Annotated in this window: 23 protein-coding genes; 7 read left to right on the top strand and 16 right to left on the bottom strand. The window is 70.9% G+C overall.

Annotated features, from left to right (window positions below; translation table 11 throughout):
- The first annotated feature begins 65 nt into the window (after nucleotides 1–65).
- A complete protein-coding gene (gene treS / locus WYM_RS03315; RefSeq protein WP_019179407.1) occupies nucleotides 66–2,378 on the top strand; it encodes a maltose alpha-D-glucosyltransferase in 2,313 nt (770 codons plus the stop codon).
- Nucleotides 2,379–2,399: 21 nt separating this feature from the next.
- Here treS and WYM_RS03310 read toward each other — a convergent pair whose 3' ends face one another.
- The 3 genes from WYM_RS03310 to WYM_RS03300 form a co-directional block, all read right to left on the bottom strand.
- Entirely contained in the window at nucleotides 2,400–3,641 is a 1,242-nt protein-coding gene (locus WYM_RS03310; protein WP_026059506.1) for a maltokinase N-terminal cap-like domain-containing protein, read from the bottom strand.
- 84 nt (nucleotides 3,642–3,725) lie between these two features.
- Nucleotides 3,726–5,210: an NAD-dependent succinate-semialdehyde dehydrogenase gene (locus tag WYM_RS03305; protein WP_019179405.1), complete on the bottom strand. Its 1,485-nt coding sequence runs from the start codon at nucleotides 5,208–5,210 to the stop codon at nucleotides 3,726–3,728.
- Nucleotides 5,211–5,357: 147 nt separating this feature from the next.
- The gene (locus tag WYM_RS03300) at nucleotides 5,358–7,271 is read right to left on the bottom strand and encodes an FAD-binding monooxygenase (RefSeq protein ID WP_019179404.1); all 1,914 of its coding nucleotides are present in this window, start codon (nucleotides 7,269–7,271) and stop codon (nucleotides 5,358–5,360) included.
- 127 nt (nucleotides 7,272–7,398) lie between these two features.
- Here WYM_RS03300 and WYM_RS03295 point away from each other — a divergent pair, with 127 nt between their 5' ends.
- A complete protein-coding gene (locus tag WYM_RS03295) occupies nucleotides 7,399–8,109 on the top strand; it encodes an IclR family transcriptional regulator (protein ID WP_019179403.1) in 711 nt (236 codons plus the stop codon).
- 47 nt (nucleotides 8,110–8,156) lie between these two features.
- On the opposite strand, the gene WYM_RS03290 is transcribed toward WYM_RS03295, so the two are convergent.
- Nucleotides 8,157–8,465, bottom strand: a complete 309-nt coding sequence (locus WYM_RS03290) for a hypothetical protein (RefSeq protein WP_019179402.1) — start codon at nucleotides 8,463–8,465, stop codon at nucleotides 8,157–8,159.
- A gap of 143 nt (nucleotides 8,466–8,608) precedes the next feature.
- On the opposite strand from WYM_RS03290, the gene WYM_RS03285 reads away from it, so the two are divergent.
- Nucleotides 8,609–10,261 carry a thiamine pyrophosphate-binding protein gene (locus tag WYM_RS03285; protein WP_019179401.1) on the top strand — a complete coding sequence of 551 codons (1,653 nt, stop codon included), beginning with the start codon at nucleotides 8,609–8,611 and terminating at the stop codon, nucleotides 10,259–10,261.
- Nucleotides 10,262–10,279: 18 nt separating this feature from the next.
- On the opposite strand, the gene WYM_RS03280 is transcribed toward WYM_RS03285, so the two are convergent.
- From WYM_RS03280 to WYM_RS03235, 10 genes are all read right to left on the bottom strand, one after another.
- Nucleotides 10,280–11,041, bottom strand: a complete 762-nt coding sequence (locus WYM_RS03280; RefSeq protein ID WP_019179400.1) for an enoyl-CoA hydratase/isomerase family protein — start codon at nucleotides 11,039–11,041, stop codon at nucleotides 10,280–10,282.
- Nucleotides 11,042–11,051: 10 nt separating this feature from the next.
- Nucleotides 11,052–12,275, bottom strand: a complete 1,224-nt coding sequence (paaE, locus tag WYM_RS03275; protein WP_019179399.1) for a 1,2-phenylacetyl-CoA epoxidase subunit PaaE — start codon at nucleotides 12,273–12,275, stop codon at nucleotides 11,052–11,054.
- Nucleotides 12,275–12,829: a 1,2-phenylacetyl-CoA epoxidase subunit PaaD gene (gene paaD / locus WYM_RS03270; RefSeq protein WP_019179398.1), complete on the bottom strand. Its 555-nt coding sequence runs from the start codon at nucleotides 12,827–12,829 to the stop codon at nucleotides 12,275–12,277. Before paaD ends, paaE begins: the two co-directional genes overlap by 1 nt.
- Nucleotides 12,823–13,737 carry a 1,2-phenylacetyl-CoA epoxidase subunit PaaC gene (gene paaC, locus WYM_RS03265; protein ID WP_019179397.1) on the bottom strand — a complete coding sequence of 305 codons (915 nt, stop codon included), beginning with the start codon at nucleotides 13,735–13,737 and terminating at the stop codon, nucleotides 12,823–12,825. Before paaC ends, paaD begins: the two co-directional genes overlap by 7 nt.
- Nucleotides 13,734–14,057 carry a 1,2-phenylacetyl-CoA epoxidase subunit PaaB gene (paaB, locus tag WYM_RS03260; RefSeq protein WP_019179396.1) on the bottom strand — a complete coding sequence of 108 codons (324 nt, stop codon included), beginning with the start codon at nucleotides 14,055–14,057 and terminating at the stop codon, nucleotides 13,734–13,736. Before paaB ends, paaC begins: the two co-directional genes overlap by 4 nt.
- Entirely contained in the window at nucleotides 14,057–15,070 is a 1,014-nt protein-coding gene (gene paaA, locus WYM_RS03255; RefSeq protein WP_019179395.1) for a 1,2-phenylacetyl-CoA epoxidase subunit PaaA, read from the bottom strand. The genes paaB and paaA overlap by 1 nt, the downstream gene beginning before the upstream one ends.
- A 100-nt stretch (nucleotides 15,071–15,170) precedes the next feature.
- The gene (paaI, locus tag WYM_RS03250; RefSeq protein ID WP_019179394.1) at nucleotides 15,171–15,599 is read right to left on the bottom strand and encodes a hydroxyphenylacetyl-CoA thioesterase PaaI; all 429 of its coding nucleotides are present in this window, start codon (nucleotides 15,597–15,599) and stop codon (nucleotides 15,171–15,173) included.
- Nucleotides 15,596–17,710, bottom strand: a complete 2,115-nt coding sequence (gene paaZ, locus WYM_RS03245; RefSeq protein ID WP_019179393.1) for a phenylacetic acid degradation bifunctional protein PaaZ — start codon at nucleotides 17,708–17,710, stop codon at nucleotides 15,596–15,598. Before paaZ ends, paaI begins: the two co-directional genes overlap by 4 nt.
- A 17-nt stretch (nucleotides 17,711–17,727) precedes the next feature.
- On the bottom strand, nucleotides 17,728–18,639 hold the full coding sequence (locus WYM_RS03240) for a 3-hydroxyacyl-CoA dehydrogenase family protein (RefSeq protein ID WP_019179392.1): 912 nt from the start codon (nucleotides 18,637–18,639) through the stop codon (nucleotides 17,728–17,730).
- Nucleotides 18,636–19,373, bottom strand: a complete 738-nt coding sequence (locus tag WYM_RS03235) for an enoyl-CoA hydratase/isomerase family protein (RefSeq protein ID WP_019179391.1) — start codon at nucleotides 19,371–19,373, stop codon at nucleotides 18,636–18,638. The genes WYM_RS03240 and WYM_RS03235 overlap by 4 nt, the downstream gene beginning before the upstream one ends.
- A 98-nt stretch (nucleotides 19,374–19,471) precedes the next feature.
- Between WYM_RS03235 and WYM_RS03230 the strand changes: the two genes are divergently transcribed.
- Nucleotides 19,472–20,092, top strand: a complete 621-nt coding sequence (locus WYM_RS03230) for a TetR/AcrR family transcriptional regulator (protein WP_019179390.1) — start codon at nucleotides 19,472–19,474, stop codon at nucleotides 20,090–20,092.
- 61 nt (nucleotides 20,093–20,153) lie between these two features.
- Here the strand turns inward: WYM_RS03230 and WYM_RS03225 are convergent, their stop codons facing one another.
- Together WYM_RS03225 and WYM_RS03220 are read right to left on the bottom strand one after the other, a co-directional pair.
- Nucleotides 20,154–20,432, bottom strand: a complete 279-nt coding sequence (locus WYM_RS03225; RefSeq protein WP_019179389.1) for a DUF3253 domain-containing protein — start codon at nucleotides 20,430–20,432, stop codon at nucleotides 20,154–20,156.
- Nucleotides 20,433–20,620: 188 nt separating this feature from the next.
- A complete protein-coding gene (locus tag WYM_RS03220; RefSeq protein WP_019179388.1) occupies nucleotides 20,621–22,015 on the bottom strand; it encodes an MFS transporter in 1,395 nt (464 codons plus the stop codon).
- A gap of 178 nt (nucleotides 22,016–22,193) precedes the next feature.
- Here WYM_RS03220 and WYM_RS03215 point away from each other — a divergent pair, with 178 nt between their 5' ends.
- The 3 genes from WYM_RS03215 to hpaE are packed head-to-tail and all read left to right on the top strand — an operon-like array spanning nucleotide 22,194 to nucleotide 26,062.
- A complete protein-coding gene (locus tag WYM_RS03215; protein ID WP_019179387.1) occupies nucleotides 22,194–23,777 on the top strand; it encodes a fumarylacetoacetate hydrolase family protein in 1,584 nt (527 codons plus the stop codon).
- A complete protein-coding gene (locus WYM_RS03210) occupies nucleotides 23,770–24,453 on the top strand; it encodes a GntR family transcriptional regulator (RefSeq protein WP_019179386.1) in 684 nt (227 codons plus the stop codon). The genes WYM_RS03215 and WYM_RS03210 overlap by 8 nt, the downstream gene beginning before the upstream one ends.
- A 25-nt stretch (nucleotides 24,454–24,478) precedes the next feature.
- The gene (gene hpaE / locus WYM_RS03205; RefSeq protein WP_019179385.1) at nucleotides 24,479–26,062 is read left to right on the top strand and encodes a 5-carboxymethyl-2-hydroxymuconate semialdehyde dehydrogenase; all 1,584 of its coding nucleotides are present in this window, start codon (nucleotides 24,479–24,481) and stop codon (nucleotides 26,060–26,062) included.
- The last annotated feature ends 11 nt before the right edge of the window (nucleotides 26,063–26,073 follow it).

Raw genomic sequence — 26,073 nt, 5'->3', positions numbered from 1 at the left:
TAATCGTTCGAGACGGCTGGCACCAGTCCCTCGTGGCAGGAAAACGGGGCCTCTAACGTGGAGGGATGGCGCGCGACGAGCAATGGCCCGAAGACCTCTACACCGGCCCCATCGATCTGGCCGGAGTGGATGCGGCCGACGCTGAGGAGTCCGAGACCGAGACTCCCGAGATCAGCTACGACGAGCAGCGGTATCCCGCGCGACCGCGGCGGCTCCGTCCGCGCGACCACCTCCGCGGCAGCAGTGTGCGCCGCATCCGGACCGACCCGCGCACGGCGAACGGCACCAACCCGTCGTACGTCGAATGGCTGGTGCGGCAGGCGATGCTCAAGGACGCCGACGTCCTCGCTCGCCAGCTCTCGGGGCAGCCCACGATGTGGCGCAACGCCTACGCCCGCCCTGACGCACGCCGAGCGATCGCGACCAGCGACGTGTGGTTCACGGCGTACCCGATCTCGCTGATCACCCGGCCCGGGCAGTCCTTCCTCGCGGCATTGGGCGACGAGGGCCTGTGGGCGGCCTTCGATCGCATCGGGATCACGGCGATCCACACCGGCCCGGTCAAGCGAGCGGGCGGGATCGCCGGATGGCTCGAGACCCCGAGCGTCGACGGGCACTTCGATCGCATCAGCACCCAGATCGACCCGGCCTTCGGGGCCGAGGACGAGTTCCGCTCCCTCTGCGACGTCGCGGACGCCCACGGCGGAAGCATCATCGACGACATCGTTCCCGGCCATACCGGCAAGGGTGCGGACTTCCGCCTCGCCGAGATGGGGTTCAAGGACTACCCCGGGATCTACCACATGATCGAGATCCCGCCGGAGGACTGGTCGCTCCTTCCCGACGTGCCCGAGGGCGCCGACAGCGTGAACCTCGACCCCGCGACCGAGCACGAGCTCGCGGGGCACGGCTACATCATCGGCGCGCTCCAGCGCGTCATCTTCTACACCCCCGGCGTGAAGGAGACGAACTGGAGTGCGACCGCTCCCGTGATCGGCCCCGACGGCATCACGCGTCGCTGGGTCTACCTCCACTACTTCAAGCAGGGGCAGCCTTCGATCAACTGGCTCGACCCGACCTTCGCCGGGATGCGCCTGGTCATCGGCGACGCGCTGCACTCGCTCGGCGAGCTCGGCACGAGCGCGCTGCGCCTGGACGCGAACGGATTCCTCGGCGTCGAGAAGAGCGCCGAGGGCCTTCCGGCCTGGTCGGAGGGTCATCCGCTCTCGCACGCGGCGAACCACATCATCGCCGGGATGGTGCGTAAGGTCGGCGGCTTCACGTTCCAGGAGCTGAACCTCACGATCGAGGACATCCGCGACACCGGGGCGGTCGGAGCCGATCTCTCGTACGACTTCATCGGACGCCCGGGCTACCACCACGCCCTCGCGACGGGACAGACGGAGTTCCTGCGGCTCGCACTCACGACCTCGCTCCAGCTCGGGGTGCAGCCCGTGCAGCTCGTCCACGGGATGCAGAACCACGACGAGCTCACCTACGAGCTCGTCCACTGGGCGACCCGGCACGGTGACGAACTGTTCCGCTTCCGCGGCCGCGAGATCTCGGGCTCGCAGCTCGCCGAGGAGGTGCGCGCCGATCTCACCGAGGGCCTCACCGGCACGGCCGACTACAACCGCGTGTTCACACAGAACGGCATCGCGTGCACGACGGCCTCGCTCATCGCCGCGACGCGGGGCATCGCACGACTCGACGACATCGGCGAAGAGGACCTGCCCGCCATCCGCGATGCGCACCTTCTGCTGTGCGCCTACAACGCGTGGCAGCCGGGTGTCTTCGCGCTCTCCGGATGGGACCTCACCGGCATGCTGACCGTCCCCGCCACCCAGGTCGCCGACTTGATCGCAGCCGGCGACACCCGGTGGATCGAGCGCGGCGCGCACGATCTGCTCGACGTCGATCCGGACGCGACGCGCTCCGCGGCCGGGATGCCCCGCGGCCGCGCGCTCTACGGCGCTCTTCCCGCCCAGCTGGACGATCCGGAGTCGTTCGCCTCGCGCCTGGCCGGCATCCTCGAGCTTCGGCGGGAGTTCGGCATCGCCACGGCGTCGCAGATCGACATCCCCGAGGTCGCGCACGCCGGGATGCTCGTCCTCGTCCATCGCCTCGACGACGGCGACCCGCACGCCGACGCACCGACACAGGTGACGGTGCTGAACTTCTCGCACGAGTCGACCGAAGGCACCGTGCGCTCGGAGCAGCTCGTTCCGGGAAGCGAGGTGGTCGACGCCGCCTCGGGCGAGACGGTGGGGTACGTCGACGACCTGCGGAGCTTCTCCGTCTCGCTGGCGGCCTACGGAGCGATGTTCCTGCTGCTGCGATCCCCCGAGACGGAGACCGAGCAGCCCGCCGGCGAGTAGGGTCGGCCCCCGCCGAGCTACTCAGGCAAGGGCGGCGTCGATGCCCGCCAGGGGCACCGGGAGCCAGTCCGGGCGATTGCGCGCCTCGTAGATCGACTCGTAGACCGCCTTGTCGAGCACGAGCGCCTGCAGCAGCGCGGGATCGAGCGGCACGGAGCCGGGAGCGGCGGCGTAGGAGTCGATGAACGCCGCGTGACACGCCGCCGCCCAGGCCCGTGCATCGGGTGCGCCGGCGACGGCGCTCGCGTAGTCGAACGACCGCAGCATCCCGGCGACATCGCGGGGAGGCAGATCGGGCACGGCACGTTCCTCCATCGGCCGGAGGGGCTCGCCTTCGAAGTCGACGATGCGCCACCCGCGGGCGGGTACGGCGAGCACCTGACCGAGATGAAGGTCGCCGTGGATGCGCTGCAGCCGCGGCCAGGGGCGCTCCAGCGCCGTGCGGTACACGGCGTCGATCGCCGAGACGCGATCCGCGACCGCCGGCACTTCGGCGGCGGCGATCCCGAGCCGTCGTCGCCAGGCCGCCGCGGTCGCCGCGACCGCGTCGGCTCCGGCATCCGCCGTCTCCAGCGCCGCGCCGAGAGCGCCATGCACGCCGGCGACGGCGGTTCCGAGATCGCGTGCGGCCTGCGTGAAGTCCCGCTGATCCGCCGCAGCCTCGAGAGCGACGGCCCACCCGTCCCGCACACCGGGAAGGAACTCCTGCGCGAACGCCACCGTCCCGTGCGCGACGCCGGCACGGCGACCGATGTCGGGCCACTCGGCGTCGATGCTCCCGAGGAATCGCGGCACGTACGGCGACCCCGCGTCGCTCAGCGCGCGCTGGACCGTCACGTCGGGGTTCTCGCCGTGGTGGAGGGTGCGGAAGAGCTTCAGGATGATCGTCGGCTCGCCGTCCTGGTCGAACACGATGGACGTATTGGACTGCTCGCCCGTGAGCATCCGCGAGCCGGTGACCCGGCTGACGTCGACTCCCATCTCCGCCAGCATGCCGGTGGCGAAACCCGGGTGCCGGGTCGCGTCGATCACATAGCCGGCGCCGTCGCGCCCGACGACGGCCTGCGGCTCGACGGGTTCGGCGACCACCGCGAGGGGCACGTGGTAGAGCGCAGGGCGCGTTCCCGCGTCGTCCATCAGCAGGTAGCGCGTGGCCTCCGGCACCGGCTGGGCATCGAGGACCCTGAACCTTGGAGCGTGGCTCTTCCCCGCATACCACCGTTGCCGCGCCACCCAGGCGCCCAGATCATCCGTGAAGCTCACACTTCACCTTGTCGGGTTCAGGCACCCGGAGAAAAGGGCTGGACGCGCGAACACGAAAGGCGTAAGGCCCGGATCCGGCTCGCGTCAGAACGGGTTGGCGGTGAGCGTGTACTTCGTCTGCAGGTACTCGTGGATGCCCTCGGCGCCGCCCTCGCGCCCCAGACCCGACATCTTCCACCCGCCGAAGGGAGCCGCCGCGTTGGAGACGACGCCGACGTTCAGGCCCATCATCCCGGTCTCGAGCCGCTCGATCATGCGCTGTCCGCGCGAGAGGCTCTCGGTGAACACGTAGGACACCAGGCCGTACTCGGTGTCGTTCGCGAGGCGAACGGCGTCGTCCTCGGTGTCGAAGGGGATGATCGCGAGGACCGGTCCGAAGATCTCCTCGCGCAGGATGTCGGACCCCGGCCGCACGTCGGTCACGACGGTCGGCTCGTAGAACGTGCCGGGGCCGTCCAGCGCCTTGCCGCCGGTGGCGACGGACGCGCCGCGGTCGACGGCATCCTGCACCAGAGTCGAGGCCTTCTCGACCGCACGGTCGTCGATGAGCGGGCCGATGCTCACGCCTTCTTCGGTCCCCCGCCCGATCTTCATGGCCTGCACGCGCTCGGTGACCCGGCGGGCGAACTCGTCCTGCACGGAGCGGTGCACGATGAACCGGTTCGCGGCGGTGCACGCCTGGCCGATATTGCGGAACTTCGCAAGCATCGCGCCGTCGACCGCCTTGTCGAGGTCGGCGTCGTCGAACACCACGAACGGCGCATTGCCGCCGAGCTCCATCGAGGTGCGCAGCACGCCCTGCGCCGCCTGCTCGAGCAGCCGCTGCCCCACCTGCGTCGAGCCGGTGAACGAGAGCTTGCGCAGCCGCGGGTCGCGGATGATCGGCTCCGACACGGCGCCCGAGGTCGAGGTCGTGAACACGTTCACCACGCCGGCCGGCAGACCGGCGTCCTCCAGCAGCTTCGCGAACGCGAGCGTGGTCAGCGGTGTGAGCTCGGCCGGCTTGATGACGACGGTGCAGCCGGCGGCGAGCGCCGGAGCGATCTTGCGGGTCGCCATCGCGAGGGGGAAGTTCCAGGGGGTGATCAGGAAGCAGGGACCCACCGGGTGCTGCGACACGATCATCCGGCCGGTGCCTTCGGGGTTCGCGCCGTACCGGCCCTGCACGCGCGCGGTCTCCTCGCTGAACCAGCGAAGGAACTCGCCGCCGTAGGCGACCTCACCGCGCGCTTCGGCCAGCGGCTTGCCCATCTCGATCGTCATGAGAAGCGCGAAGTCCTCCTTGCGCTCCTGCAGCAGCTCGAACGCACGACGGAGGATCTCGGCCCGCTCCCGCGCCGGAGTCGCCGCCCACGCCGGGAACGTCTCGACCGCCGCGTCCAGCGCCGCCTTGCCGTCCTCGGGCGAGGCGTTCGCGATCTCTTTGACGACTTCGCCGTTGGACGGGTCGTAGACCTTGAGCGTCTTCTCGCCCGACGCCGGGCGCCACTGTCCGCCGATGAACAGTCCGTCCGGAACGGAGGCCAGCAGCTCGGTCTCACGGTTCTGGGTCACTGCGATGTCCGTCATGCGGGACTCCCTCGTGGGTTCGGGATGCCGCGCCTCGCGGCATCCCGTCGTGTCGATCTGTTCGGGGCCATTCTGCCCGCCGTCGGCCGGTGTCACGGATATACGCGTTGTACACCTATGCGCTCCGATTCGCCGGCGAGGACGGGTTCAGCGGAGGACGCCTGACGGCTCCCGCTGCGGGGTCATGCTCTGCGCGAAGAACGCGGCGAGCTCGTCGGTCGCCTCCAGGGGCAGCACCGCGGCGACGTACTGGTCGGGTCGCACCACGACGACCACGCCATCGCGCGACAGGTTCCGCTCGTCGAAGATGTCGACGTCGCTCCACGCGCTGGGGGCCGCCGCGTACACCTTCTCCCAGTCCGTCAGCCCCAGGGGGCCGGTCCGGGGAAGGAAGACTTCGGGCACACGCGCGATGTCGACGTCTTCGAAGCGCTGCTGATAGATCGCCTTCACGTCGAACACCGCGTCGAGGTCGGCGCCGGGCGGCGTGAAGCGCGCGACCGGGGAATCCGGCGACCCCAGCCACTCGGCCCACGATGCCAGTCCGGACGGCTCCCCGGCGGCGGGGGCGTCGGCGAACGCGTAGATGCGCCAGCGCCCGTCGGCCTTCGCGTGGTGTCCCAGATGCACGACGTTGCCGTCGCACACGCGGACCACCTCGGCGGATGCGAAGCGCTTGCCGAGGGGGAACCCCTCGGCAAGCGCCTGGTGCGCGGCGTCCGTCACGATCATCGAGGGACCGTACTGAGTCATGAACCCCGACGGGAACTCGGCGGTCGCGAGGTAGTAGGTCGCGAGATCGTGCGGGTCCGAGATCTCGTCGGGCTTGCGCGCCATGAGCGCCGACCACTCGCGATCGAAGTCGATCAGCTGCTGGGCGACCGGCTGCCGCTCGGCGGAGTACGTCGCCAGAAGAGAGGCGGGGCTGAGGCCGGAGAGGACATGACCGAGCTTCCAGCCGAGATTGAAGCCGTCCTGCATGGAGACGTTCATGCCCTGACCGGCCTTGGCGCTGTGCGTATGGCACGCATCGCCGGTGAGGAACACCCGCGGATCATGGCTCTGGTCGACATCGACGTCGTCGAACTTGTCGGTCACACGGTGCCCCACCTCGTACACGCTGTGCCAGGCGACCTGCTTCACGTCGATCGAGTACGGGTGGAGGATCTCGTTGGCCCGGCGGATGACCTCCTCGATCGGCGTCTGCCGCACGCGGTGGTCGTCATCGGGGGCGACCTCGCCGAGGTCGATGTACATGCGGCTGAGGTAGCCGCCCTCTCGAGGGATGTGCAGGATGTTGCCCGCTTCGGAGTTGATCGCGCACTTGGTGCGCCAGTCCGGGAAGTCGGTGTTGACCAGCACGTCCATGACACCCCACGCGTGGGAGGCGAACTGCCCGACGTGCCGGCGTCCGATCGCCTCGCGGACTCCGCTCCGCGCGCCGTCGGAGCCGACGACGTACTTCGCACGCACGGTGCGCTCTTCGCCGGCACGCTCCCCCGCGACGTACCGCACCCGCACCTCGACCGGGTGGTCGCCGTCCTGCTGCACAGTGAGTCCCGCGAACTCGATGCCGTAGTCGGGGACGATGCGGCCCGGGCCGTGCGCCGCCGACTCGGCGAAGTAGTCGAGGACGCGCGCCTGATTGACGATGAGGTGCGGGAACTCGCTGATCTTGAGCGCGTAGTCCTCGGTGCGGGTCTTGCGGACGATGTTTCGGGGGTTCTCGGGGTCGGGGCCCCAGAAGTTCATGTAGGCGATGTTGTAGGCCTCGGCGACGATTCGCTCGGCGAAGCCGAAGGCCTGGAACGTCTCGACGCTGCGAGGCTGGATGCCGTCGGCCTGGCCCAGCACCAGGCGTCCGTCCCGCCGCTCGATGATGCGTGTCGTCACACCCGGGAACTGCGACATCTGCGCCGCCAGCAGCATGCCGGCGGGTCCCGACCCGACGATGAGCACATCCATCTCGTCCGGAAGATCCGCGGGGCGGTCGATGCCGGTGCCGGCGGCGCCCTGGATGCGGGGTTCGCCGGAGACGTACCCGTGGTGGTGGAACTGCATCGGTCCTCCTGGACAGCGGCGTCGGGTCCTTGCGGTGTTGATCGGTATGTTCTATATTCGAACACACCGTTCTACTATTGAACAGATCGTATACGACCGCCCGTGCGCGGGCAAGACTCGAGGATCGATGCCAGCCGCTGCCACCACCGCACCCGCCTCGCAGACCCTGAGTCGCGGCATCCGGATCCTCGAGGTCCTCGCCGATGCCCGCGGGCCGCTTTCGATCGACGACCTCGCCGAGCGCCTGGGCGTGCACCGATCGGTCGCGTACCGGCTGCTGCGCACGCTCGAGGACCACGGCCTGGTCATCCGCGATACGGCGGGTCGCGTGCAGCTGGGCGCCCGGCTCGCGGCGCTGGCCGCCGGGGTGGCGCACGATCTGCAGGCCGAGGCGCTCCCCGAGCTGACCGCCCTCGCCAACGAGCTCGGGATGACGTGCTTCCTCGCCGTGCGCGACCACGACGAGTGCGTGACCCTCGCGTCCGTGGAGCCCCGGCACGCCGTGGCGTCGGTCGCGCAGAGGCCGGGCACCCGGCATCCGGTCACCCGCGGCGCTCCCGGCAAGGCGATCCTGTCACTGCTCGCCGAGGCGTCGTGGCCGGCTGACGTGTCTGCCGTGCTGGCCGACGAGGTGAGGGATGCCGCCGCTCGCGGCTACGCGACGAGCCACGACGAGGTCATCCCCACCCTGCGCGCCGTCGCGGTGCCCCTTGCACTGCGCGGCCGCGAACCTGCCGCACTCGCGGTGGTCTACGTCGCCAGCTCGCACGACGACGCCGAGATCGCCGCGCGGCTCAGGTCCTCCGCGGCAGCGATCCGCGAGGCGCTCGGCGGCTGACGCCGGGGCCTCGTTTCATCCAAGCGAAGACAAGGGGGCCTGGGGCGCTACGAGGCGCGCGCGGCGTCCTCGACGAAGCGGATGTTGTACTCGGCCACCCGCTGCGGCACGCCTGCGAAGACCTCGGCGCGGGCGTCCGAGGCCATGTACTCCTTCTCGAGCGCGAGGAATGCCTCTTCGTCGCCCTCAGCGCTCACGGCCCACACGAACTCGCTGGTCTCGGGAAGTCCGTAGGCGAACTCGATCGTGAAGCCGGCGGCGGGGCGCACGCGCGGCATGCAGCCCTTCCACCACGCCACGAACGCGTCGTACTCCCCCTCGACGAGCGTGTACCGGCGCAACTGGATCGTCTTCATCGCTCCATCATGCCGTGATCGCGTGCCTATACTCGTTCTCGTCCGGTGGGAACGAGCCCGCCGGTGCTCGAAAAAAGGGCACGCCGCGCGCACGCGCGAGACACATACGGCCTTTCTCCGTCTGAAGTCTCCAGGGGTTCGTCATGCCCACCGTCTCCGCCCACGTCGCCCTCACCCTCGCCCGCCACATCGACCACGTCTTCGGTGTGATGGGCAACGGCAACGCCTACTTCCTCGATGCGCTCGAGCGCTCCACCGATGTGCACTTCACCGCCGTGCGGCACGAGGCGGGCGGCGTCGTCGCCGCCGATGCGTTCCACCGCGCGTCCGGTCGCCTCGCCGCGGCCACCGCGACGTACGGCGCCGGCTTCACCAACACGATCACGGCCCTCGCCGAGGCGGTGCAGGCCCACGTCCCCCTGGTGCTCGTCGTCGGCGACGAGCCGACGTCGGGGCCGCGCCCCTGGGACGTGGACCAGATCGCGCTCGCATCGGCGGTCGGCGCGCGCACCTACACCGTAGGACGAGCGGATGCCGCGGCCACGACCGTCATCGCCATCGAGCACGCGCTCACCTACCGCGTGCCCACCGTGCTCGCGATCCCCTACGACGTGGCGTCGCGCGACGCCGGCCCGGTGCCCGACGCCCCCGACCCGCGCCTGCCCGAGCCGCTCGCGCCGGCCGGGGAGTTCTCCCGCGCCACCGTGGGCGAGATCGCCCAGGCGCTGTCGGGTGCCCGGCGGCCGTTCCTGCTGGCGGGTCGCGGCGCCTGGATCTCGGGAGCCGGCGACGCGCTCGGCGCCCTCGCCGACGCCACCGGTGCGCTGACGGCGTCGACCGCACTCGGTCGCGGCGTCTTCCCGAGAGCCGAGTTCGACCTCGGCGTGACCGGCGGCTTCGGCGCCGAGCGCGCGATGGAGCTCGTGCGCGATGCCGATGTCGCCGTGGTCTTCGGGGCATCCCTCAACCAGTTCACGATGCGCTTCGGCGACCTGTTCGCCCCGGGCACGCGGGTGTTCCAGATCGACATCGCGCCCACGGCGACCCATCCCCACGTCGCCGGCTACGTGCGCGGCGATGCGCGCCTGGTCGCCGAGGCGATCGCCCATGACGTCCGCGCGATCGCGGCGGGGCCCAGCGACTGGCGCCAGTCGGTCGACGTGCCCCAGGCGCGCCGGCAGGACACCGGGGGCGCCCTCGCGCCGGACGGCCGCCTCGACCCCCGCTCGGTCGCGGGACGCATCGGCGAGCTGCTGCCCGAGGACCGCGTCGTCGTCTCGGACGGCGGTCATTTCATCGGCTGGGCGAACATGTACTGGCCCGTCGCGTCCCCCGATCGCATGATGATGGTCGGCACGGCGTTCCAGTCGATCGGCCTCGGCTGGCCGTCGGTGCCGGGCGCCGCGCTGGCGAGACCGTCGTCGACGGTCGTGCTCACCACGGGCGACGGCGGCGGGCTCATGGCACTCGCAGACCTCGAGTCCGCGGTCCGTGTCGCCGCCGGTCGGGGCATGGCCGTCGTCTGGAACGACGCGGCGTACGGTGCCGAGGTCAACCTCTACGGGCTCAAGGGACTCGCACAGGAGCCGATGCTCATCCCGGAGGTCGACTTCGCTGCGCTCGGCGAGGGCGTCGGGGCCGAGGGCGTCGTCGTCCGCAGCCTGGCCGATCTGGACCGTCTGGCTTCATGGAACGCCGAGCCCGCGGCATCCCGTCGCTTCCTGGTGCTCGACTGCCGGATCTCGGGCACGGTCGTCGCGCCCTACCAGCGCGAGATCATCCGCGTGAACTCTTGATCGGCGACCTCTGCGGCGTCACTCGCCCTTGAAGTCCGGCCGGCGCTTCTGCTGGAACGCGGCGAATCCCTCGCGGTAGTCCGCCGTCGCACGCAGTGCCTCCTGCCCGCGCGCCTCTTCGGTCACGGCTTCCCATAGCCGCTCGCCGCGCAGGCGGGCGATGAGGCGCTTCGAGGCGACGAAGGCAGCGGTGGGGCCGGATGCCGCGACCGACGCCCGTTGCTCGGTGAAGTCGAACACCCTCTCGACCGGCATCGCGCGGCTGAACAGCCCGGCGGCGACGGCCTCGGCGCCCGACATGAGCTCTCCGGTGTAGATGAGATCGAGCGCGCGGTGTGCGCCGAGGCGCTCGTAGAGAAGCGCATGGCCGCCCGAGTCCAGCATCGCGCCGAGACTGGCGAACGGTGAGCCGATCTTGGCGTCGTCGGCGACATAGACGACGTCGGTGGCGATCGCGAGGCCGAGACCCACACCGAGGCATGCGCCGTGCACGGCGGCGAACGTCGGCGCCGGAAAGGCGGCGATGCGCCGCATCAGCGTCTCGACACCGGCGAGGTACTCCGGGACGTCGTCGGTCACCGGGTCTACGCCGGCGATGTCGCGGCCCGCGCAGAAGGCGCGCCCCTCGCCGCGCAGCACGAGCGCCCGCACCCCCGCCTCTTCCGCGCTGCGGTACGCGGCATCCATCTCCCCCAGCTCGCGCAGCGAGAGGGCATTGAGCTTCTCGGGCGCGTTGAGAACGACCTCGGCCACGTCGCCGTGAACGGACAGCTCGATCATGCGATCCTCCTCACACGTCGTAGTCGACCACGACGCGGTCGGTCGTGGGATGCGATTGGCACGTCAGGACGTAGCCGCGGTCCAGCTCGTCGGGCTCGAGCGCGTAGTTCTCGGTCATCGAGACGGCACCCTCGACGAGCCGCGCGCGGCAGGTGCCGCACACACCGCCAGCGCACGCGAAGGGCACGTCCGACCGCACGCGCAGCGCGGCGTTGAGGATCGACTCGTTCGCGGCGACCGGACTCCGCACCGTCGCCGACTGGCCGTCGAGGGTGAACTCGATGGCCCGCACCGGCTCGTCGTCGCGCACGACGACCGGGCGTCCGGCGGCGGGCTCGGCGCGCCCGTCCTCACCCGTCGTGAACAGCTCGTAGCGGACGTGCGCAGGGTCGACGCCGATGTCGGCGAGGGTGTCGCGGCACAGCTGCACCAGCTCGAACGGCCCGCATAGGAACCACTCGTCGATCGTCTCGGGAAGCACGAGCGCGTCGAGGATGCGCCGCAGCCGGTCCTCGTCGATGCGGCCCGACAGCAGCGGCGCCGCGCGCTGCTCGCGCGAGAGCACATGGTGCAGCGCCACCCGCGCCGGGTAACGGTCCTTCAGGTCGGCGAGGTCCTCGAGGAACATGACGTCCGTCGTCGAGCGGTTCGTGTACACCAGGGTGAACCTCGAGGTCTCGGAGCGCCCGAGCACCGTTGCGGCGAGCGCCATCAGCGGGGTGATTCCCGAACCCGCGGCGATGCCGGCGACATGCGCGCCGTCGAGCTCGGCCAGCGCCGATGTGAACGAGCCCTGCGGGCTCATGACGTCGATCTCGTCGCCCGGCCGCAGCTCGGTCTGCGCCCACGTCGAGAAGCGTCCGCCCTCGTCCCGCTTGATGGCCACGCTGATGGTGCGCGGCCCGTCGCCGCCGCCGCCGGCATCCACCGCGCGGCACAGCGAGTACGAACGGCGGACCTCCGCACCGTCGAGCTCGGTCCGAAGTGCCACGTGCTGACCGGCGAGGTAGTCGAACTCGCCCCGCACCTGTTCGGGGATGGCGAACGTCACCTCGATGGACGAATCGGTGAGCGCCCGCACGGCCGCGACGCGCAGGGTGTGGAAGCGCGCACGCCGCTTGCGCTCCCGAGGGCCGCCGACGGCCGTGGAGAGCAGCGTCTCGGCGACGCGCTGCGTCGTCGGATCCGGTCTTCCCGGTCCCTGAGTCTGTCGAAGCGCCTCCTCCGGCCGCATCAGTGCACCTTGAAGTGGTCGAAGGGCTCGAGGCATGCGCGACACTCGTACAGCGCCTTGCAGGATGTCGACCCGAACCGCGCCAGCTCACGCGTGTCGAGCGAGCCGCATCGCGGGCACTTCACCGCCAGCTGCAGCCGGATCGGACCGGCGGCGGCACGCCCTGTCGGCGGGGCGATGCCGTACGCACGGAGCTTCTGCTTGCCGGCATCCGTCATCCAGTCCGTCGTCCACGCGGGCGCGAGCGTCAGCCGCACCTCGACCTCGGCGAAGCCCGCGGCCGTCAGCGCGAGCACCACGTCGTCGTGAATGGCGTCCATCGCCGGGCACCCCGAGTAAGTCGGCGTGATGGTGACCACCGCGCGCTCCCCCTCGACCGTGACCTCGCGCAGCACACCGAGGTCCTCGATCGTGAGCACGGGGACCTCGGGGTCGGGAACGGCTGCCGCGACCTCCCACGCCCGCACGGCGGCAGCCCCCTCCGGTTGCTGAGCCTCGCCCACCGGTTGCTGAGCCTCGCCCACCGGTTGCTGAGCCTGTCGAAGCATCACCATGTCGCCCCCTCGTGCTGGCGGGCGAGCACCTGCATCTCGGCGAGGAGGAACCCCAGTGCGGGGAAGTGGACGCCGCGGCGGCCCCCGCCCGATGACACGGCGGCCTCCGGCACCTCGAGGTCGGCCTCGGCGAACACCGCGGTGACGACGGCGTCGAAGCCGGACCGCAGCGTCGACGGTCGCACGGCCACGCCATCGAGGCGGTCGATGAGCGGCTCGTCGCGGAACAGCTCGTTGACATACGGCCACACGTCGCGCACCGCGCGGATCATCCGCCGCCGCGACTCGTCGGTGCCGTCGGCGAGTCGCAGCGTCCACTGCACGGCGTGGTCGCGGTGGTACTCGACCTCTTTCACGGCCTTCGCCGCGATCGCGGCCAGTGTCGGGTCGGACGATTCCTGCAGAGCGGAGTAGAGCTCGAAGTGGTAGACGGATGCCGCGAGCGCTCGCGCGATCGTCTGGGCGAAGTCGCCGTTGGGCTGGGCGAACAGCCACGCGCAGCGGAACTGCGGCTCATCGCGCCAGTAGGCGAGGTCGTCCTCGCTGCGACCGTCGAACGTGCCGGCGTACCGCAGCAGCGATCGAGCGTGGCCGAGCAGGTCGAGCGCGATGTTGGCGAGCGCGACGTCCTCCTCGATCTCGGGGGCGCGCGCCACCCACGCGCCCAGCTGCTGGGACAGGATGAGCGCGTCGTCGCCCAGCCACAGCGCGTACTCGGCCACATCGGCGGTCGCCGCACGCCCTTCCGCACCCGCGAGCTCGGCCGACAGCTTCACCCGCTCGACGGTGACGTCGCCGTGCGGATCGGCTGCCTCCGCGGTTCCGGGATCGTTCGCGCCGGCGGGGCCCGAGAGATGCGCCCCACCGGACGGATTCCGTCCGGAGCCCGGCGCCGACGTCGCGGTCACAGGTGCGGCACCCCCTCGGAGGCGGTGTAGTACACCGCGTGACGATAGTTCTTGCCGGCGGGGCTTTCGAAGAAGGCGCCCTTGGCGTCGGGATCACTCGTCGTGATGGCGTCGGCGGGCACGACCCACACCGACGTTCCCTCGCCCCGTCGCGTGTAGAGGTCGCGCGCGTTGCGCAGCGCCATCTCGGCGTCGGGTGCGTGCAGCGAGCCGGCGTGCACGTGGCTGAGGCCGCGGCTCGCACGCACGAAGACCTCCCACAGCGGCCACGACTCGCGCCGCTCGGTCGGTGAGCCTGTCGAACCGCCCGGAGCAGTCATCACGCCACCTTCGACGGGTTCAGGGACCGGGACTGCGCGGCCGCCTGCTTGCGGGCGTATTCGGTCGCGGCCTCGCGCACCCACGCGCCGGCCTCGTGCGCATCGCGACGGTGACGGATGCGTTCGGAGTTCAGCGGTCCGTGGCCCGAGATCACCGCCTGCAGCTCGCTCCAGTCGATGGGGCTGGTGTGCCAGCGGCCCGCCTCCTCGTCCCACCGCAGCTCGGGGTCGGGCAGCGTGACGCCCAGCACCTCGGCCTGCGGCACGAGCATGCCGATGAAGCGCTGACGCAGCTCGTCGTTCGAGAACCGCTTGATCTTCCAGGCCATCGACTGCGCCGAGTTGGGCGACTGGTCATCGGGTGGCCCGAACATCATCAGGCTCGGCCAGTACCAGCGGTCGACGGCATCCTGAGCCATCTTCTGCTGCGCCGGGGTGCCCCGCATCAGCGACAGCAGGATCTCGAACCCCTGCCGCTGGTGGAACGACTCCTCCTTGCAGATGCGCACCATGGCCCGTCCGTAGGGGCCGTACGAGGCGCGGCACAGCGGCACCTGGTTGCAGATGGCGGCGCCGTCGACCAGCCAGCCGATCGCCCCCATGTCGGCCCACGTCGGCGCCGGATAGTTGAAGATCGACGAGTACTTGGCGCGGCCGTCGATGAGCTGCTCGGTCATCTCGTCGCGGGTGATCCCCAGCGTCTGGGCGGCCGAGTAGAGGTAGAGCCCGTGACCGGCTTCGTCCTGCACCTTCGCCAGCAGGATCGCCTTGCGCTTCAGGCTCGGCGCGCGGGTGATCCAGGCGCCCTCGGGCTGCATGCCGATGATCTCGGAGTGCGCGTGCTGCGAGATCTGGCGGACGAGCGTCTTGCGATACGCAGCCGGCATCCAGTCCCGTGGCTCGATGCGCTGATCGGCTTCGATCAGCGCATCGAACGCCGCCTGCTCGTCGTTCTCGTCGTCCGCGGCCGTCCCGGGATCGTGAGCCGGTCTCAAGGCGTGTGCGGTGGTCATCGTCGACTCCTTGGTACGGACCTATTTACAGACCGTTCGTTCAGTAAGTCTAAGCCCGGGCGGATGCCTCGGCAAGAAGTCCGTACCTCGACAGAGGAGGTCACCCGGGAGAGGAGTGGGGGCGACTCGTCGTGAACGATCGGCCGCGGAACTCGGCCACGACATCGCCGGCCTCGTCGGTGACGGTGACGTCGCAGAGGCCCGTCCGCCCCGATGCCGACCGCCGCCGCGCGTGAGCTGTCAGCGTCTGGCCCGCGCGGGTCGCCTTCAGGAACGAGATGTCGGCTCCAGAAGCCACGGTGACCGCGTCGCCGTCGTTGCACACCATCGCGAACGCGGTGTCGGCGAGAGCGAACACCAGCCCGCCGTGGGTGAGGCCGAACCCGTTGGTCATGTCGACGCGCACGGGCATCGACACGATCGCCTCTCCCGGCTCGTCGCGCTGCACGACCATGCCGAGCGCCGCCGACGCGTGGTCGCGCTGCAGCATCGCGCGCTCGCCCGCGAAATGCGCAGCCGGGTCGATCACACAACCACCTCGGCGACGGTCTTCGCGACCAGCGTGAGGACGTCGTAGGTCGCCACGAGCTCATCCCGCTGGTTGCGGATCACGGCGTCCCAGCGCACCTCGCCGTACTCGTCGGTCTCGCGCGGGGTGATCTGCTTCGCGGTGAGCACCACCCGGATCTCGTCGCCCGGCGAGACCGGCGTGACGAAGCGCAGATTCTCGAGCCCGTAGTTGGCGAGCACGGGGCCCGGGTCCGGGTCGACGAACAGGCCCGCCGCCCACGAGACCAGAAGATACCCGTGGGCGACGCGTCCGGGAAAGAACGGGTTCGCCGCCGCGGCCTCCTCGTCGGTGTGCGCGTAGAAGGTGTCGCCGGTGAACTGCGCGAAGGTCTCGATGTCGTCGAGGGTGACGACCCGCGACGCCGACACCACCTGATCCCCGATCGCCAGCTCGGCGAGCGACTTGCGGAACGGATGACGGTCGCTGCGGGACGCCGCGCCCTGATGCCAGACGCCGGTCAGCGCCGTGAGCATCTCGGGCGAGCCCTGCACCGCCGTGCGCTGCATGTGGTGGAGCACGGCGCGGATGCCCCCGAGCTCCTCGCCGCCGCCGGCGCGTCCGGGCCCGCCGTGGACGAGGTGCGGCACCGGCGCCCCGTGGCCCGTGGACGAGCGCGCATCGTCGCGGTCGAGGAAGAGCAGTCGCCCGTTGAAGGCCGCGATGCGCGAGAGCAGCGTCGTGGCGACGGCCGGATCGCTCGTCGCCACGCTCGTCACGAGCGACCCTCCGCCGCGGGCGACGAGGTCGGCGGCCTCGTCGACCGTCCGGTAGGCCAGCACGCTGGCGACCGGCCCGAAGGCCTCGACGTCGTGGACGGCGGCGGCCGAGGCATCGGTGAAGCCGATCAGCAGCGGCTCGACGAACGCGCCGTCGCCGGCGACGCCGACAGACCCGTCGGCAAGGGTGACCTCAGGGGCGTCGGTCGAGCCGAGCAGCACCCGGCCACCGGCCGCTCGCAGTTCGGCCACCGCGCGCAGCACCTCGTCGCGCTGATCGAGTGAGACGAGCGGTCCCATCGTGACACCGGCGGCGTGCGGATCGCCGAGCACGACGCGTTCGGCGATCTTGGCGCGCACCGCCTCGACCAGCGCGTCGACCGTTCCCTGGGGGACGATCGCGCGGCGGATCGCGGTGCACTTCTGACCGGCCTTCGTGGTGAGCTCGACCATGAGCTGTTTGACGTAGGCGTCGAATTCCGGCGTGCCGGGTGCCACATCGGGACCGAGCACCGAGGCGTTGATGGAGTCGGTCTCGGTCGTGAAGCGCACGCCGGCGGCGGCCTGCGCCCGCAGCCGCTCGGCCGTCGATGCGCTGCCGGTGAAGCCCACGAGGTCGCCCAGGCCCAGGTGCTCGAAGAGCCCCGGAACGCTCCCGCTCACCAGCTGCAGCGCACCGGCGGGGAGCAGGCCCGTCTCGACGAGGATGCGCACCCAGGCCTCGGCGACGTAGCCGGTCGGCGTCGCAGGCTTGACGACACTCGGCACGCCGGCGAGGAAGGCGGGAGCGAACTTCTCGAGAGCGCCCCACATCGGGAAGTTGAACGCGTTGATCTGCACGGCCACGCCGGGCAGCCGGGTGTAGACATGACGGCCGAGGAACGAGCCGTCCTTCGACAGCGGCTCGATCGGCCCGTCGAGGTACACCTGACCGTTCGGCAGCTCGCGGCGGCCCTTCGACGAGTAGGTGAAGAGCACGCCGATGCCGCCGTCGACATCGTTGAGCGAATCGCGTTCGGTCGCTCCCGCCCGCTTGGAGAGATCGTAGAGCTCCTGCTTGCGCTCGGTGAGCGCCGTCGCGAACTGCTTGAGCAGCACCGCCCGCTGGTGGAAGGTGAGCGCACCGAGGCTGCGCTGACCGGTTTCGCGCGCGAATGCGAGCACCTCGCCGATGTCGAGCCCGGCGGTGCTCACCCGGGTGACCGGCTCGCCCGTCGACGCGTCGCGCACGGTGATCGCCTCGGCGTCGCCCACCGGCGTCCACCATCGGTCGAGGACGTAGCTGGGGAGGAGGCCGCCGCCTGTCTGGTCCGTCGTCGCTGCCTGGTCCGTCGTCACTGTGGGGTCCGTCATCACTGCCCGATCCATCGTCACTGTTCGCTCCACTCGTAGAAGCCGCGGCCGCTCTTGCGGCCCAGCCGTCCGTCGGCGACCATCCGGCGCAGCAGCTGCGGCGGTGCGAACCGGTCGCCGAGCCGTGCGTGCAGCTGCTCGGCGATGCCGAGGCGCACATCCAGGCCGACGAGGTCCGTCGTGCGCAGGGGGCCGACCGGATGCCGATATCCGAGCTCCATCGCCGCGTCGATGTCGGCCGGCGAGGCGACGCCCTCTTCGACCATGCGGATGGCCTCGAGGCCCAGCGCGACGCCGAGCCGGCTCGAGGCGAACCCGGGGCTGTCGCGCACCACGACGGGCGTCTTTCCGATCGCCGTCACCCAGCCGCGGGCCCGGTCCACCAGGGCGGGGTCCGTCGCCTCGCCGACGACGATCTCGACCAGCTGCGAGGCGGGCACGGGATTGAAGAAGTGCAGCCCGAGGAATCGCTCGGGGCGCGCGAGCGCAGCGGCCAGGTCGCTGATCGGGATGGAAGAGGTGTTGGTCGCCAGCACCGCAGCGTCGTCGAGCACTTCTTCGGCGTGGGCGAGCGCAGCGTGCTTCAGCTCGCGCTGCTCGGGAACCGCCTCGATCACGAGTGAGCAGCCGGCAAGGGCGGAGCCAGGGGGCTCGAGCTCAGACGCTCCCCGCGCCGCGCCCACGCTGCGGGCAGAGGCCGTGGTGATCGTCACTGCCCGCTCGAGGTCGGCGAGGGGCCGTTCGGTCGCGGAGCGCTCGACACTGCGCCGCAGGCTCTCGACGAGGCGAGCGGATGCCGCGGCTGCCGCGTCGGCGTCGCGTTCGACGACGACGACCTCAGCGCCGGCGAGCACGAAGGCATGCGCGATGCCGGCGCCCATGCGGCCGCCGCCGATCACGCCCACCCGCGCGGGGACGCCGGCGGTCATCGCCGCTTCCTGTCGAGGAACGCGGTCATCCGTAGCTCCTTCTCGGGGCTGTCGAAGAGCTCGGCCTGCAGCTCGAGCTCGAGGTCGGGATGCGCCGCCGGCGGCGCGAGCAGCGCGGCCTTGGTGTGCTGCGTCGCGCGGGGATCGTTCGCGGCGATGCGATCCGCGAGCGCGTGAGCCGCGGGAAGGAGGTCATCGGGCTCGTGCAGCGCCGACACGAGCCCCCAGGCCAGCGCGGTCCCGGCATCCAGGGTCCGCCCGGTGAGCAGCAGTTCGGCTGCCCGGGCCTCGCCGACGATCTGCGGCAGGCGCCACGTCGCGCCGGCGGCCGCGATGATCCCGAGCCCGGTCTCGGGATTGCCGATGCGGGCACGGGGCGTCGCGATGCGAAGGTCGGCGGCGTAGGCGAGCTCGGCGCCGCCGCCGAGGGCATAGCCGTCGATCGCGGCGATCACGGGCATCGGCAGCGCTCGGATGCGCTGGAACGCCCGGGTGTTGATGCCGCGCCGGGCGTCGTCGGCGCGCCGCTCGCGCAGCTGCGCGATATCGGCACCCGAGGCGAAGACCCCGTCGCTGCCGATCAGGATGAGCGTGCGCGGCTGTCTCTCGAGCTCGTCGCAGAGCTCGTGCAGACGATCGATCATCGCCTGGTCGATGGCGTTGCGCACCTCGGGTCGGGAGAGCGTCACGACCACACGGTCGGGCCGACGATCGACGAGCAGCGGCTCCGTCATCGTGGTCCTCCTGTCCGCCTCAGTGCGCCCGAACCATATTAGCGACCGATCGTTCAGTAATGCGAGGAGCGGGAGCCTCAGGTGCCAGACTGGGGGCCATGTCGACCACCACGGGCTCCGAGCCGGTGCGGTCTGCGCCGCGGCGCGGACGCCCCGGTTACGATCGCGCCCAGGTGCTCGAGGTGGCAGTGACGCTCTTCAACGAGCAGGGGTACGACGCCACGTCGGTCTCGGATCTGGCGAGCCGGCTGGGACTGACGAAGTCGGCGCTCTACCACCACTTCGCCTCGAAGGAGGAGCTGCTCTCGCTCGCCCTTGATGAGGCCCTCGACGGGCTGGAGAACGTGCTGGAGCGACCTGACGCCTCGGAGGGCAGCCCCGCCGAAAGGCTCGCCGCGGTGCTGCGTGGCGCGGTCGAGGTGCTCGTCGACAAGCTTCCCTACGTCACCCTCCTTCTGCGCGTGCGCGGGAACAGCGACGTCGAGCGCACCGCTCTCGAGCGACGGCGCGCGTTCGACCATCGGGTGACGGCGCTGGTCGTCGAGGCGCAGCGCGCGGGGCAGGTGCGGGACGACATCGACGGCGCGGTCGCGACGCGGCTCGTCTTCGGCATGGTCAACTCGCTCGTCGAGTGGTATCGCGTCGGCGGCCCCGCCGACCGCGACCGCCTCGCGCACGACGTCGTCGCGATCGCGGTCGACGGCATGCGCACGCGCTGAGCGAGGAAGCGGACGCCGGTCAGGGCCGCGGCGCGGTCGCTCTGTCGCGAACGCCTCGGCGTCACCTCCGGCGGCGGCGGATGCGGATGGGTCCACGCACGTCCGAGAGCTCGACGACGTCGCCGCCCTGCGTGATCTCGACGTCTCCGGATTGCACGAGCCGCTGAGCAGCCTGCCGCGCCGGTTCCATGAGCGGGCGCCAGTCTCCCTCTGCGGCCACGGCGCGGGCCGCGTCGGACGGGCAGATCGACGACGACGCCGCGCGGCGATCCAGCAGGTCGAGGATCGCCGCTTCGAGGCGGCGATCCGCCGACTCCTCCCCCGCCCCGGCAGCCGTCATCCCCTCAGTCTGCACCCGCCTCACCCCGAGCCGGGCGCGTCCGCACCCGGGCATCGCGCTGGTGCCGCGCCAGACGTTCCTGCTTCACGCGTGCACACGATCGGAGATCGGGGCGGACACGCCGGGCCGCGCGCTCGCGACGCGGCGTGCCGCCGACGATCTCCGATCGTGTGGACGAGGCGGATGCCTCAGACCCTGGCGACTCCGTAGATCGGGCTGACCGACTGCTCGGCCTCGTGGTCGGGGCCGAGGGGGATGCCGCTGCGGTCGCGCAGCAGCAGCGTCGCGATGAGGCCGAGCATCGTCATGCCGGCGAGGTACCACGTCACCGCCATGGTCGAGCCGGTGGCCTGCACGAGCGCCGTCGCGATGGTGGGGGCGAACGCCCCGCCGAGGATCGCGCCGATCGCGTACGAGATCGAGACGCCCGAGAAGCGGATCGAGGCGGGGAACAGCTCGGAGTACAGCGCCGCCTGCGGCCCGTAGGTGAACCCGAGGCCGATCGTCAGGATCGCGAGACCCAGGAAGAGCAGCCAGATGTTGCCGGTGTTCACGAGCGGGAAGAGCGTGAACACACCGATGAGCTGCAGGATCCAGCCGATGATGTAGGTCGTGCGGCGCCCGATGCGATCGGAGATGAAGCCGGCCGCAAGGGTCGACAGCAGCCAGGTCACGGCCGAGCCGGTGACCGCCCACAGCACGGGTCCGCGCTCGAGCGCGAGGGGCCCCTCGGGGTTGGTCGAGTAGCCCTGGATGTAGCCGCCGGTCGTCATGTACCCGACGGCGTTGTTGCCGGCGAAGACGAGGGCGGCGATGAGCACGAGGAGGGCGTGCTTGCGGAAGAGCGTGACGATCGGCATCCGCGCCTTCTCCTTGCGCTCGGCGAGCTCGGCGAACACGGGGCTCTCTTCGACGCGGCGCCGCACGTAGTAGCCGACGAGGATCAGCACGACGCTGAGCAGGAACGGGATGCGCCAGCCCCACGCGAGGAACTGGTCGCCCGGAGCGATCACGGTCATGAGCGCCATGACTCCCGACGCGAGCAGCAGGCCGAGCGGCACGCCGATCTGCGGCGAGGCGCCGAAGGCCCCGCGTCGCGACTTCGGTGCGTGCTCGACGGCCATGAGCACCGCCCCGCCCCACTCGCCGCCGGCCGAGATGCCCTGCAGGATGCGCAGCAGCACCAGCAGGATCGGCGCGGCGATGCCGATCGCCTCATAGGTGGGCAGCACGCCGATGAGGGCGGTGGCGGCACCCATGAGGATGAGCGTCCACATGAGCACGACCTTGCGCCCGTACTTGTCGCCGAAGTGGCCCGCGAGGAACGCGCCGAGAGGCCGGAAGAGGAAGCTCACGCCGACGGTCGCGAACGCGATGAGCGCGCTGTTGGCGCCGAGCGGCGCGAAGAACAGCTCACCGAAGACCAGGCCGACCGCGGTGGCGTAGATGAAGAAGTCGTACCACTCGACGGTGGTGCCGACGACGGTCGCGAAGACGACCCGGCGCCGATCGGTCGAGGCCGCGATCGTGCCGGTCGGCGTGAACCCGCCGGGATGGGGCCGGGATGGCTGCGAAGCGCTCATTGCGTGACTCCTTTGTCTGGTGCTGATGCCGTAGTGCTGGTGCTCTGGTGCCGACGCGTCCATGTCGAGGTCGTCGGCCGCGGCGACTTTTCGAGGGTGGTTGCCGGAGTGTGGACGATCATATACGATTTCGGATACGACGCAACAGGTCGAACGAGTGAGGAAGCTCATGCCAGAGATGACGGATGCCGCAGACCCGCGGTTCGCGGCCCTCCCCAGCCGACCGGGCAAGATCATCGCGATCCACCTGAGCTACGCCTCACGCGCCGACCAGCGCGGACGCCGGCCGCAGCACCCGTCCTACTTCTTCAAGCCGTCGAGCTCGGTCGCGGCATCCGGAAGCACGATCGAGCGCCCCGCCGGCACCGAGCTGCTCGCATTCGAAGGCGAGATCGCGCTCGTGATCGGGGCCCCTGCGCGGCGGGTGCCGCTCACCCGGGCCTGGTCGCACGTCGCCGCGGTGACCGCCGCCAACGACTTCGGGCTCTACGACCTGCGCGCGAGCGACAAGGGCTCGAACGTCCGCTCCAAGGGCGGAGACGGCTACACGCCGCTCGGACCCGCGCTCATCGACGCCCGGCAGGTCGACCCGAGCGGCCTCCGCGTGCGCACCTGGCTCAACGGCGAGCTCGTCCAGGACGACAGCTCGGCCGGAATGATCTTCCCGCTCGCGCAGCTCGTCGCCGACCTGTCGCAGCACTTCACTCTCGAGCCCGGCGACGTGATCCTCACCGGCACGCCGGCCGGCTCGTCGGTGGCCGCGCCGGGCGATGTCGTCGAGGTCGAGGTCGACGCGCCCGGAGGGCCCACCTCGGGGCGGCTCGTGACGACGGTCGTGCAGGGTGGAGCTCCCTTCGACCCGGAGCTCGGCTCGCTCCCTGCGGTCGACGACCTGCAGCGCGCCGAGGCGTGGGGTTCGCGCGAGGCCGCCGGGCTGCCGCGCGACGACGGGTCCGCGCCCGCGCCGGTCTCGCCCGGAACAGGTGTTCCGGCGCACGCAGGATCATCCGACGTCGATTCCCCTGTCTCCGGCGGAACACCTGTTCTGGGCGACGAGCTCCGCGCCAAGCTCGAGGCGGCGCCGGTGGCCGGCCTGTCGGCGCAGCTGCGCAAGCGCGGACTGAACAACGTGCACATCGACGCGGTGAAGTCGCTGCAGCCGTCGTCTTCGGATGGCGCCCCCAAGCTCGTGGGCACCGCGCGCACGCTGCGATTCGTCCCGAACCGCGAAGACCTCTTCGCTTCGCACGGCGGCGGCTACAACGCCCAGAAGCGCGCGTTCGACGCGGTCCGTGAGGGCGAGGTCATCGTCATCGAGGCGCGCGGCGAGGCCGGGTCGGGCACCCTCGGGGACGTCCTCGCGATCCGCGCCCACGCGCGCGGCGCTGCCGGGATCGTGACCGACGGAGGGGTGCGGGATGCCGCGGCCGTCGCCGCCGTCGGGCTGCCGGTCTTCGCCGCCGGCGCGCACCCGGCCGTCCTCGGCCGCAGGCACGTCCCGTGGGACATCGACCTGACCATCGCGTGCGGCGGAGCGACCGTGCAGCCGGGCGACGTCATCGTGGGCGATGCCGACGGGGTCGTCGTCATCCCCGTCGCGATCGCCGAAGAAGTGGTGGATGCCGCGCTCGCGCAGGAGGACGAAGACGCCTGGATCGCCGCGCGCGTCGCCGAGGGACACCCCGTCGACGGCCTCTTCCCGATGAATGCCGAGTGGCGCGCCCGCTACGAGGCCGCGCAGGCGGGAGACGACCGTGGCTGACCTCGACACGCAGAGCAAGTCGCAGCGCGCGTACCACTGGATCAAGGAGCGCATCGCGCGGCAGGAGTTCACGCCCGGCTACCGCCTCGTGCTGAGCTCGATCGCGACCGACCTCGACATGAGCGTGGTGCCGGTGCGCGAGGCGATCCGCCAGCTCGAGGCCGAGGGCCTGGTGATGTTCGAGCGCAACGTCGGGGCGCGCGTGTCGATGGTCGACGACTCGCAGTACCGGCACAGCATGCAGGCGCTGTCGATCCTCGAGGGAGCCGCGACGGCGCTGGCCGCCCGCAGGCTCACCCCCGACGACATCCGCAATGCCCGCCGCATCAACGACCTCATGATCGAGACGCTCGGGCACTTCGACCCGCGTGCCTTCACCGCGCTGAACCAGGAGTTCCACGCGGCGCTGTTCATGAAGTGCGCCAACCCGCGCATGCTCGAGCTCGTGAACGCCGAGTGGGCGCGCCTGGGGCACCTGCGCGACTCGACCTTCAGCTTCGTTCCCGGTCGTGCGCAGGAGTCGGTGCACGAGCACGAGAACATCCTGCAGCTCATCGAGTCCGGCGCCCCGCTCGGCGAGATCGAGAAGGCCGCCCGCCGTCACCGGTCGGCGACCCTCGACGCCTACATGATCCACGAGCATCCCGACGAAGCCCTCGGGCTGCCCGCCTTCTGACCCTCTCCCGCGAAGGAGCACACCCATGACAGACACGAGCATCGCCGTCGACGTGCGCCACGTGCCCGCCGACCTGCCGGAGCACATCCAGCACTACATCGACGGCGCGTTCGTCGACTCGGTCGACGGCGATACCTTCGACGTGCTCGACCCGGTGACGAACGAGACGTACGTCCGTGCCGCCGCGGGCAAGAAGGCCGACATCGATCGCGCCGTCGCCGCCGCGCGCCGTGCGTTCACCGAGGGACCGTGGCCGCGCATGCTGCCGCGGGAGCGCTCGCGCGTGCTGCACCGCATCGCCGACATCGTCGAGTCGCGCGACGCCCGGCTCGCCGAGCTCGAGTCGTTCGACTCGGGGCTGCCGATCACCCAGGCGCTCGGCCAGGCCCGGAGGGCGGCAGAGAACTTCCGCTTCTTCGCCGACCTGATCGTGGCGCAGGCCGATGACGCCTACAAGGTGCCCGGCCGCCAGATGAACTACGTCAACCGCAAGCCGATCGGCGTCGCGGGCCTCATCACGCCGTGGAACACGCCCTTCATGCTGGAGTCGTGGAAGCTCGGCCCGGCGCTGGCCACCGGCAACACCGTGGTGCTCAAGCCCGCGGAGTTCACGCCGCTGTCGGCGTCGCTGTGGGCGGGCATCTTCGAGGAGGCGGGGCTGCCGCAGGGCGTCTTCAACCTCGTGAACGGCCTGGGAGAGGATGCCGGGGATGCGCTGGTGAAGCACCCCGAGGTTCCGCTCATCTCCTTCACCGGCGAGAGCCGCACCGGGCAGATCATCTTCGGCAACGCCGCACCCTTCCTCAAGGGCCTGTCGATGGAGCTCGGCGGCAAGAGCCCGGCGGTCGTCTTCGCCGACGCCGACCTCGACGCGGCGATCGACGCGACGATCTTCGGCGTCTTCTCCCTCAACGGCGAGCGCTGCACCGCCGGCTCGCGCATCCTCGTCGAGCGATCGGTCTACGACGAGTTCGTCCAGCGCTACGCGGCGCAGGCCGAGCGCGTCGTCGTCGGCTACCCGCACGACCCGAAGACCGAGGTCGGCGCGCTCGTGCACCCCGAGCACTACGACAAGGTGATGTCGTACATCGAGATCGGCAAGAGCGAGGCGCGCCTCGTCGCCGGCGGCGGGCGACCCGACGGATTCGAGGGCGGGAACTTCGTGCGTCCGACGGTGTTCGCCGACGTCGCCCCCGACGCCCGCATCTTCCAGGAGGAGATCTTCGGACCCGTCGTCGCGATCACCCCCTTCGACACCGACGATGAGGCGCTGAGGCTCGCCAACGGCGTGAAGTACGGCCTCGCCGCGTACGTGTGGACGAACGACCTGCGACGCGCGCACAACTTCTCGCAGGCCATCGAGGCCGGCATGGTGTGGCTCAACTCGAACAACGTGCGCGACCTGCGCACCCCGTTCGGCGGCGTGAAGGCCTCCGGACTCGGGCACGAGGGCGGCTACCGCTCGATCGACTTCTACACCGACCAGCAGGCCGTGCACATCACGCTCGGTCCCGCGCACAACCCGACGTTCGGCAAGGCCGACCCTTCGGCGAGCTCAGGGACCGACGCGGCCGAGCAGGCGGACGCCGCGGCGAAGGTGCAGGCCTGAGCCCCCGGCAT

The sequence above is a fragment of the Microbacterium yannicii PS01 genome (assembly GCF_000304335.1).
Lineage (GTDB): Bacteria > Actinomycetota > Actinomycetes > Actinomycetales > Microbacteriaceae > Microbacterium > Microbacterium yannicii_A.
The sequence above is the reverse complement of the archived record's forward strand: the minus strand, read 5'-3'. Positions and strand labels throughout refer to the sequence as shown.

Coding starts and splice junctions, on each gene's coding strand:
- treS (WP_019179407.1), top strand. CDS start 66: ATGGCGCGCGACGAGCAATGGCCCGAAGACCTCTACACCGGCCCCATC.
- WYM_RS03305 (WP_019179405.1), bottom strand. CDS start 5,210: ATGACGGACATCGCAGTGACCCAGAACCGTGAGACCGAGCTGCTGGCC.
- WYM_RS03300 (WP_019179404.1), bottom strand. CDS start 7,271: ATGCAGTTCCACCACCACGGGTACGTCTCCGGCGAACCCCGCATCCAG.
- WYM_RS03295 (WP_019179403.1), top strand. CDS start 7,399: ATGCCAGCCGCTGCCACCACCGCACCCGCCTCGCAGACCCTGAGTCGC.
- WYM_RS03290 (WP_019179402.1), bottom strand. CDS start 8,465: ATGAAGACGATCCAGTTGCGCCGGTACACGCTCGTCGAGGGGGAGTAC.
- WYM_RS03285 (WP_019179401.1), top strand. CDS start 8,609: ATGCCCACCGTCTCCGCCCACGTCGCCCTCACCCTCGCCCGCCACATC.
- WYM_RS03280 (WP_019179400.1), bottom strand. CDS start 11,041: ATGATCGAGCTGTCCGTTCACGGCGACGTGGCCGAGGTCGTTCTCAAC.
- paaE (WP_019179399.1), bottom strand. CDS start 12,275: ATGCGGCCGGAGGAGGCGCTTCGACAGACTCAGGGACCGGGAAGACCG.
- paaD (WP_019179398.1), bottom strand. CDS start 12,829: ATGGTGATGCTTCGACAGGCTCAGCAACCGGTGGGCGAGGCTCAGCAA.
- paaB (WP_019179396.1), bottom strand. CDS start 14,057: ATGACTGCTCCGGGCGGTTCGACAGGCTCACCGACCGAGCGGCGCGAG.
- paaA (WP_019179395.1), bottom strand. CDS start 15,070: ATGACCACCGCACACGCCTTGAGACCGGCTCACGATCCCGGGACGGCC.
- paaZ (WP_019179393.1), bottom strand. CDS start 17,710: ATGACGGACCCCACAGTGACGACGGACCAGGCAGCGACGACGGACCAG.
- WYM_RS03240 (WP_019179392.1), bottom strand. CDS start 18,639: ATGACCGCCGGCGTCCCCGCGCGGGTGGGCGTGATCGGCGGCGGCCGC.
- WYM_RS03235 (WP_019179391.1), bottom strand. CDS start 19,373: ATGACGGAGCCGCTGCTCGTCGATCGTCGGCCCGACCGTGTGGTCGTG.
- WYM_RS03230 (WP_019179390.1), top strand. CDS start 19,472: ATGTCGACCACCACGGGCTCCGAGCCGGTGCGGTCTGCGCCGCGGCGC.
- WYM_RS03225 (WP_019179389.1), bottom strand. CDS start 20,432: ATGACGGCTGCCGGGGCGGGGGAGGAGTCGGCGGATCGCCGCCTCGAA.
- WYM_RS03220 (WP_019179388.1), bottom strand. CDS start 22,015: ATGAGCGCTTCGCAGCCATCCCGGCCCCATCCCGGCGGGTTCACGCCG.
- WYM_RS03215 (WP_019179387.1), top strand. CDS start 22,194: ATGACGGATGCCGCAGACCCGCGGTTCGCGGCCCTCCCCAGCCGACCG.
- hpaE (WP_019179385.1), top strand. CDS start 24,479: ATGACAGACACGAGCATCGCCGTCGACGTGCGCCACGTGCCCGCCGAC.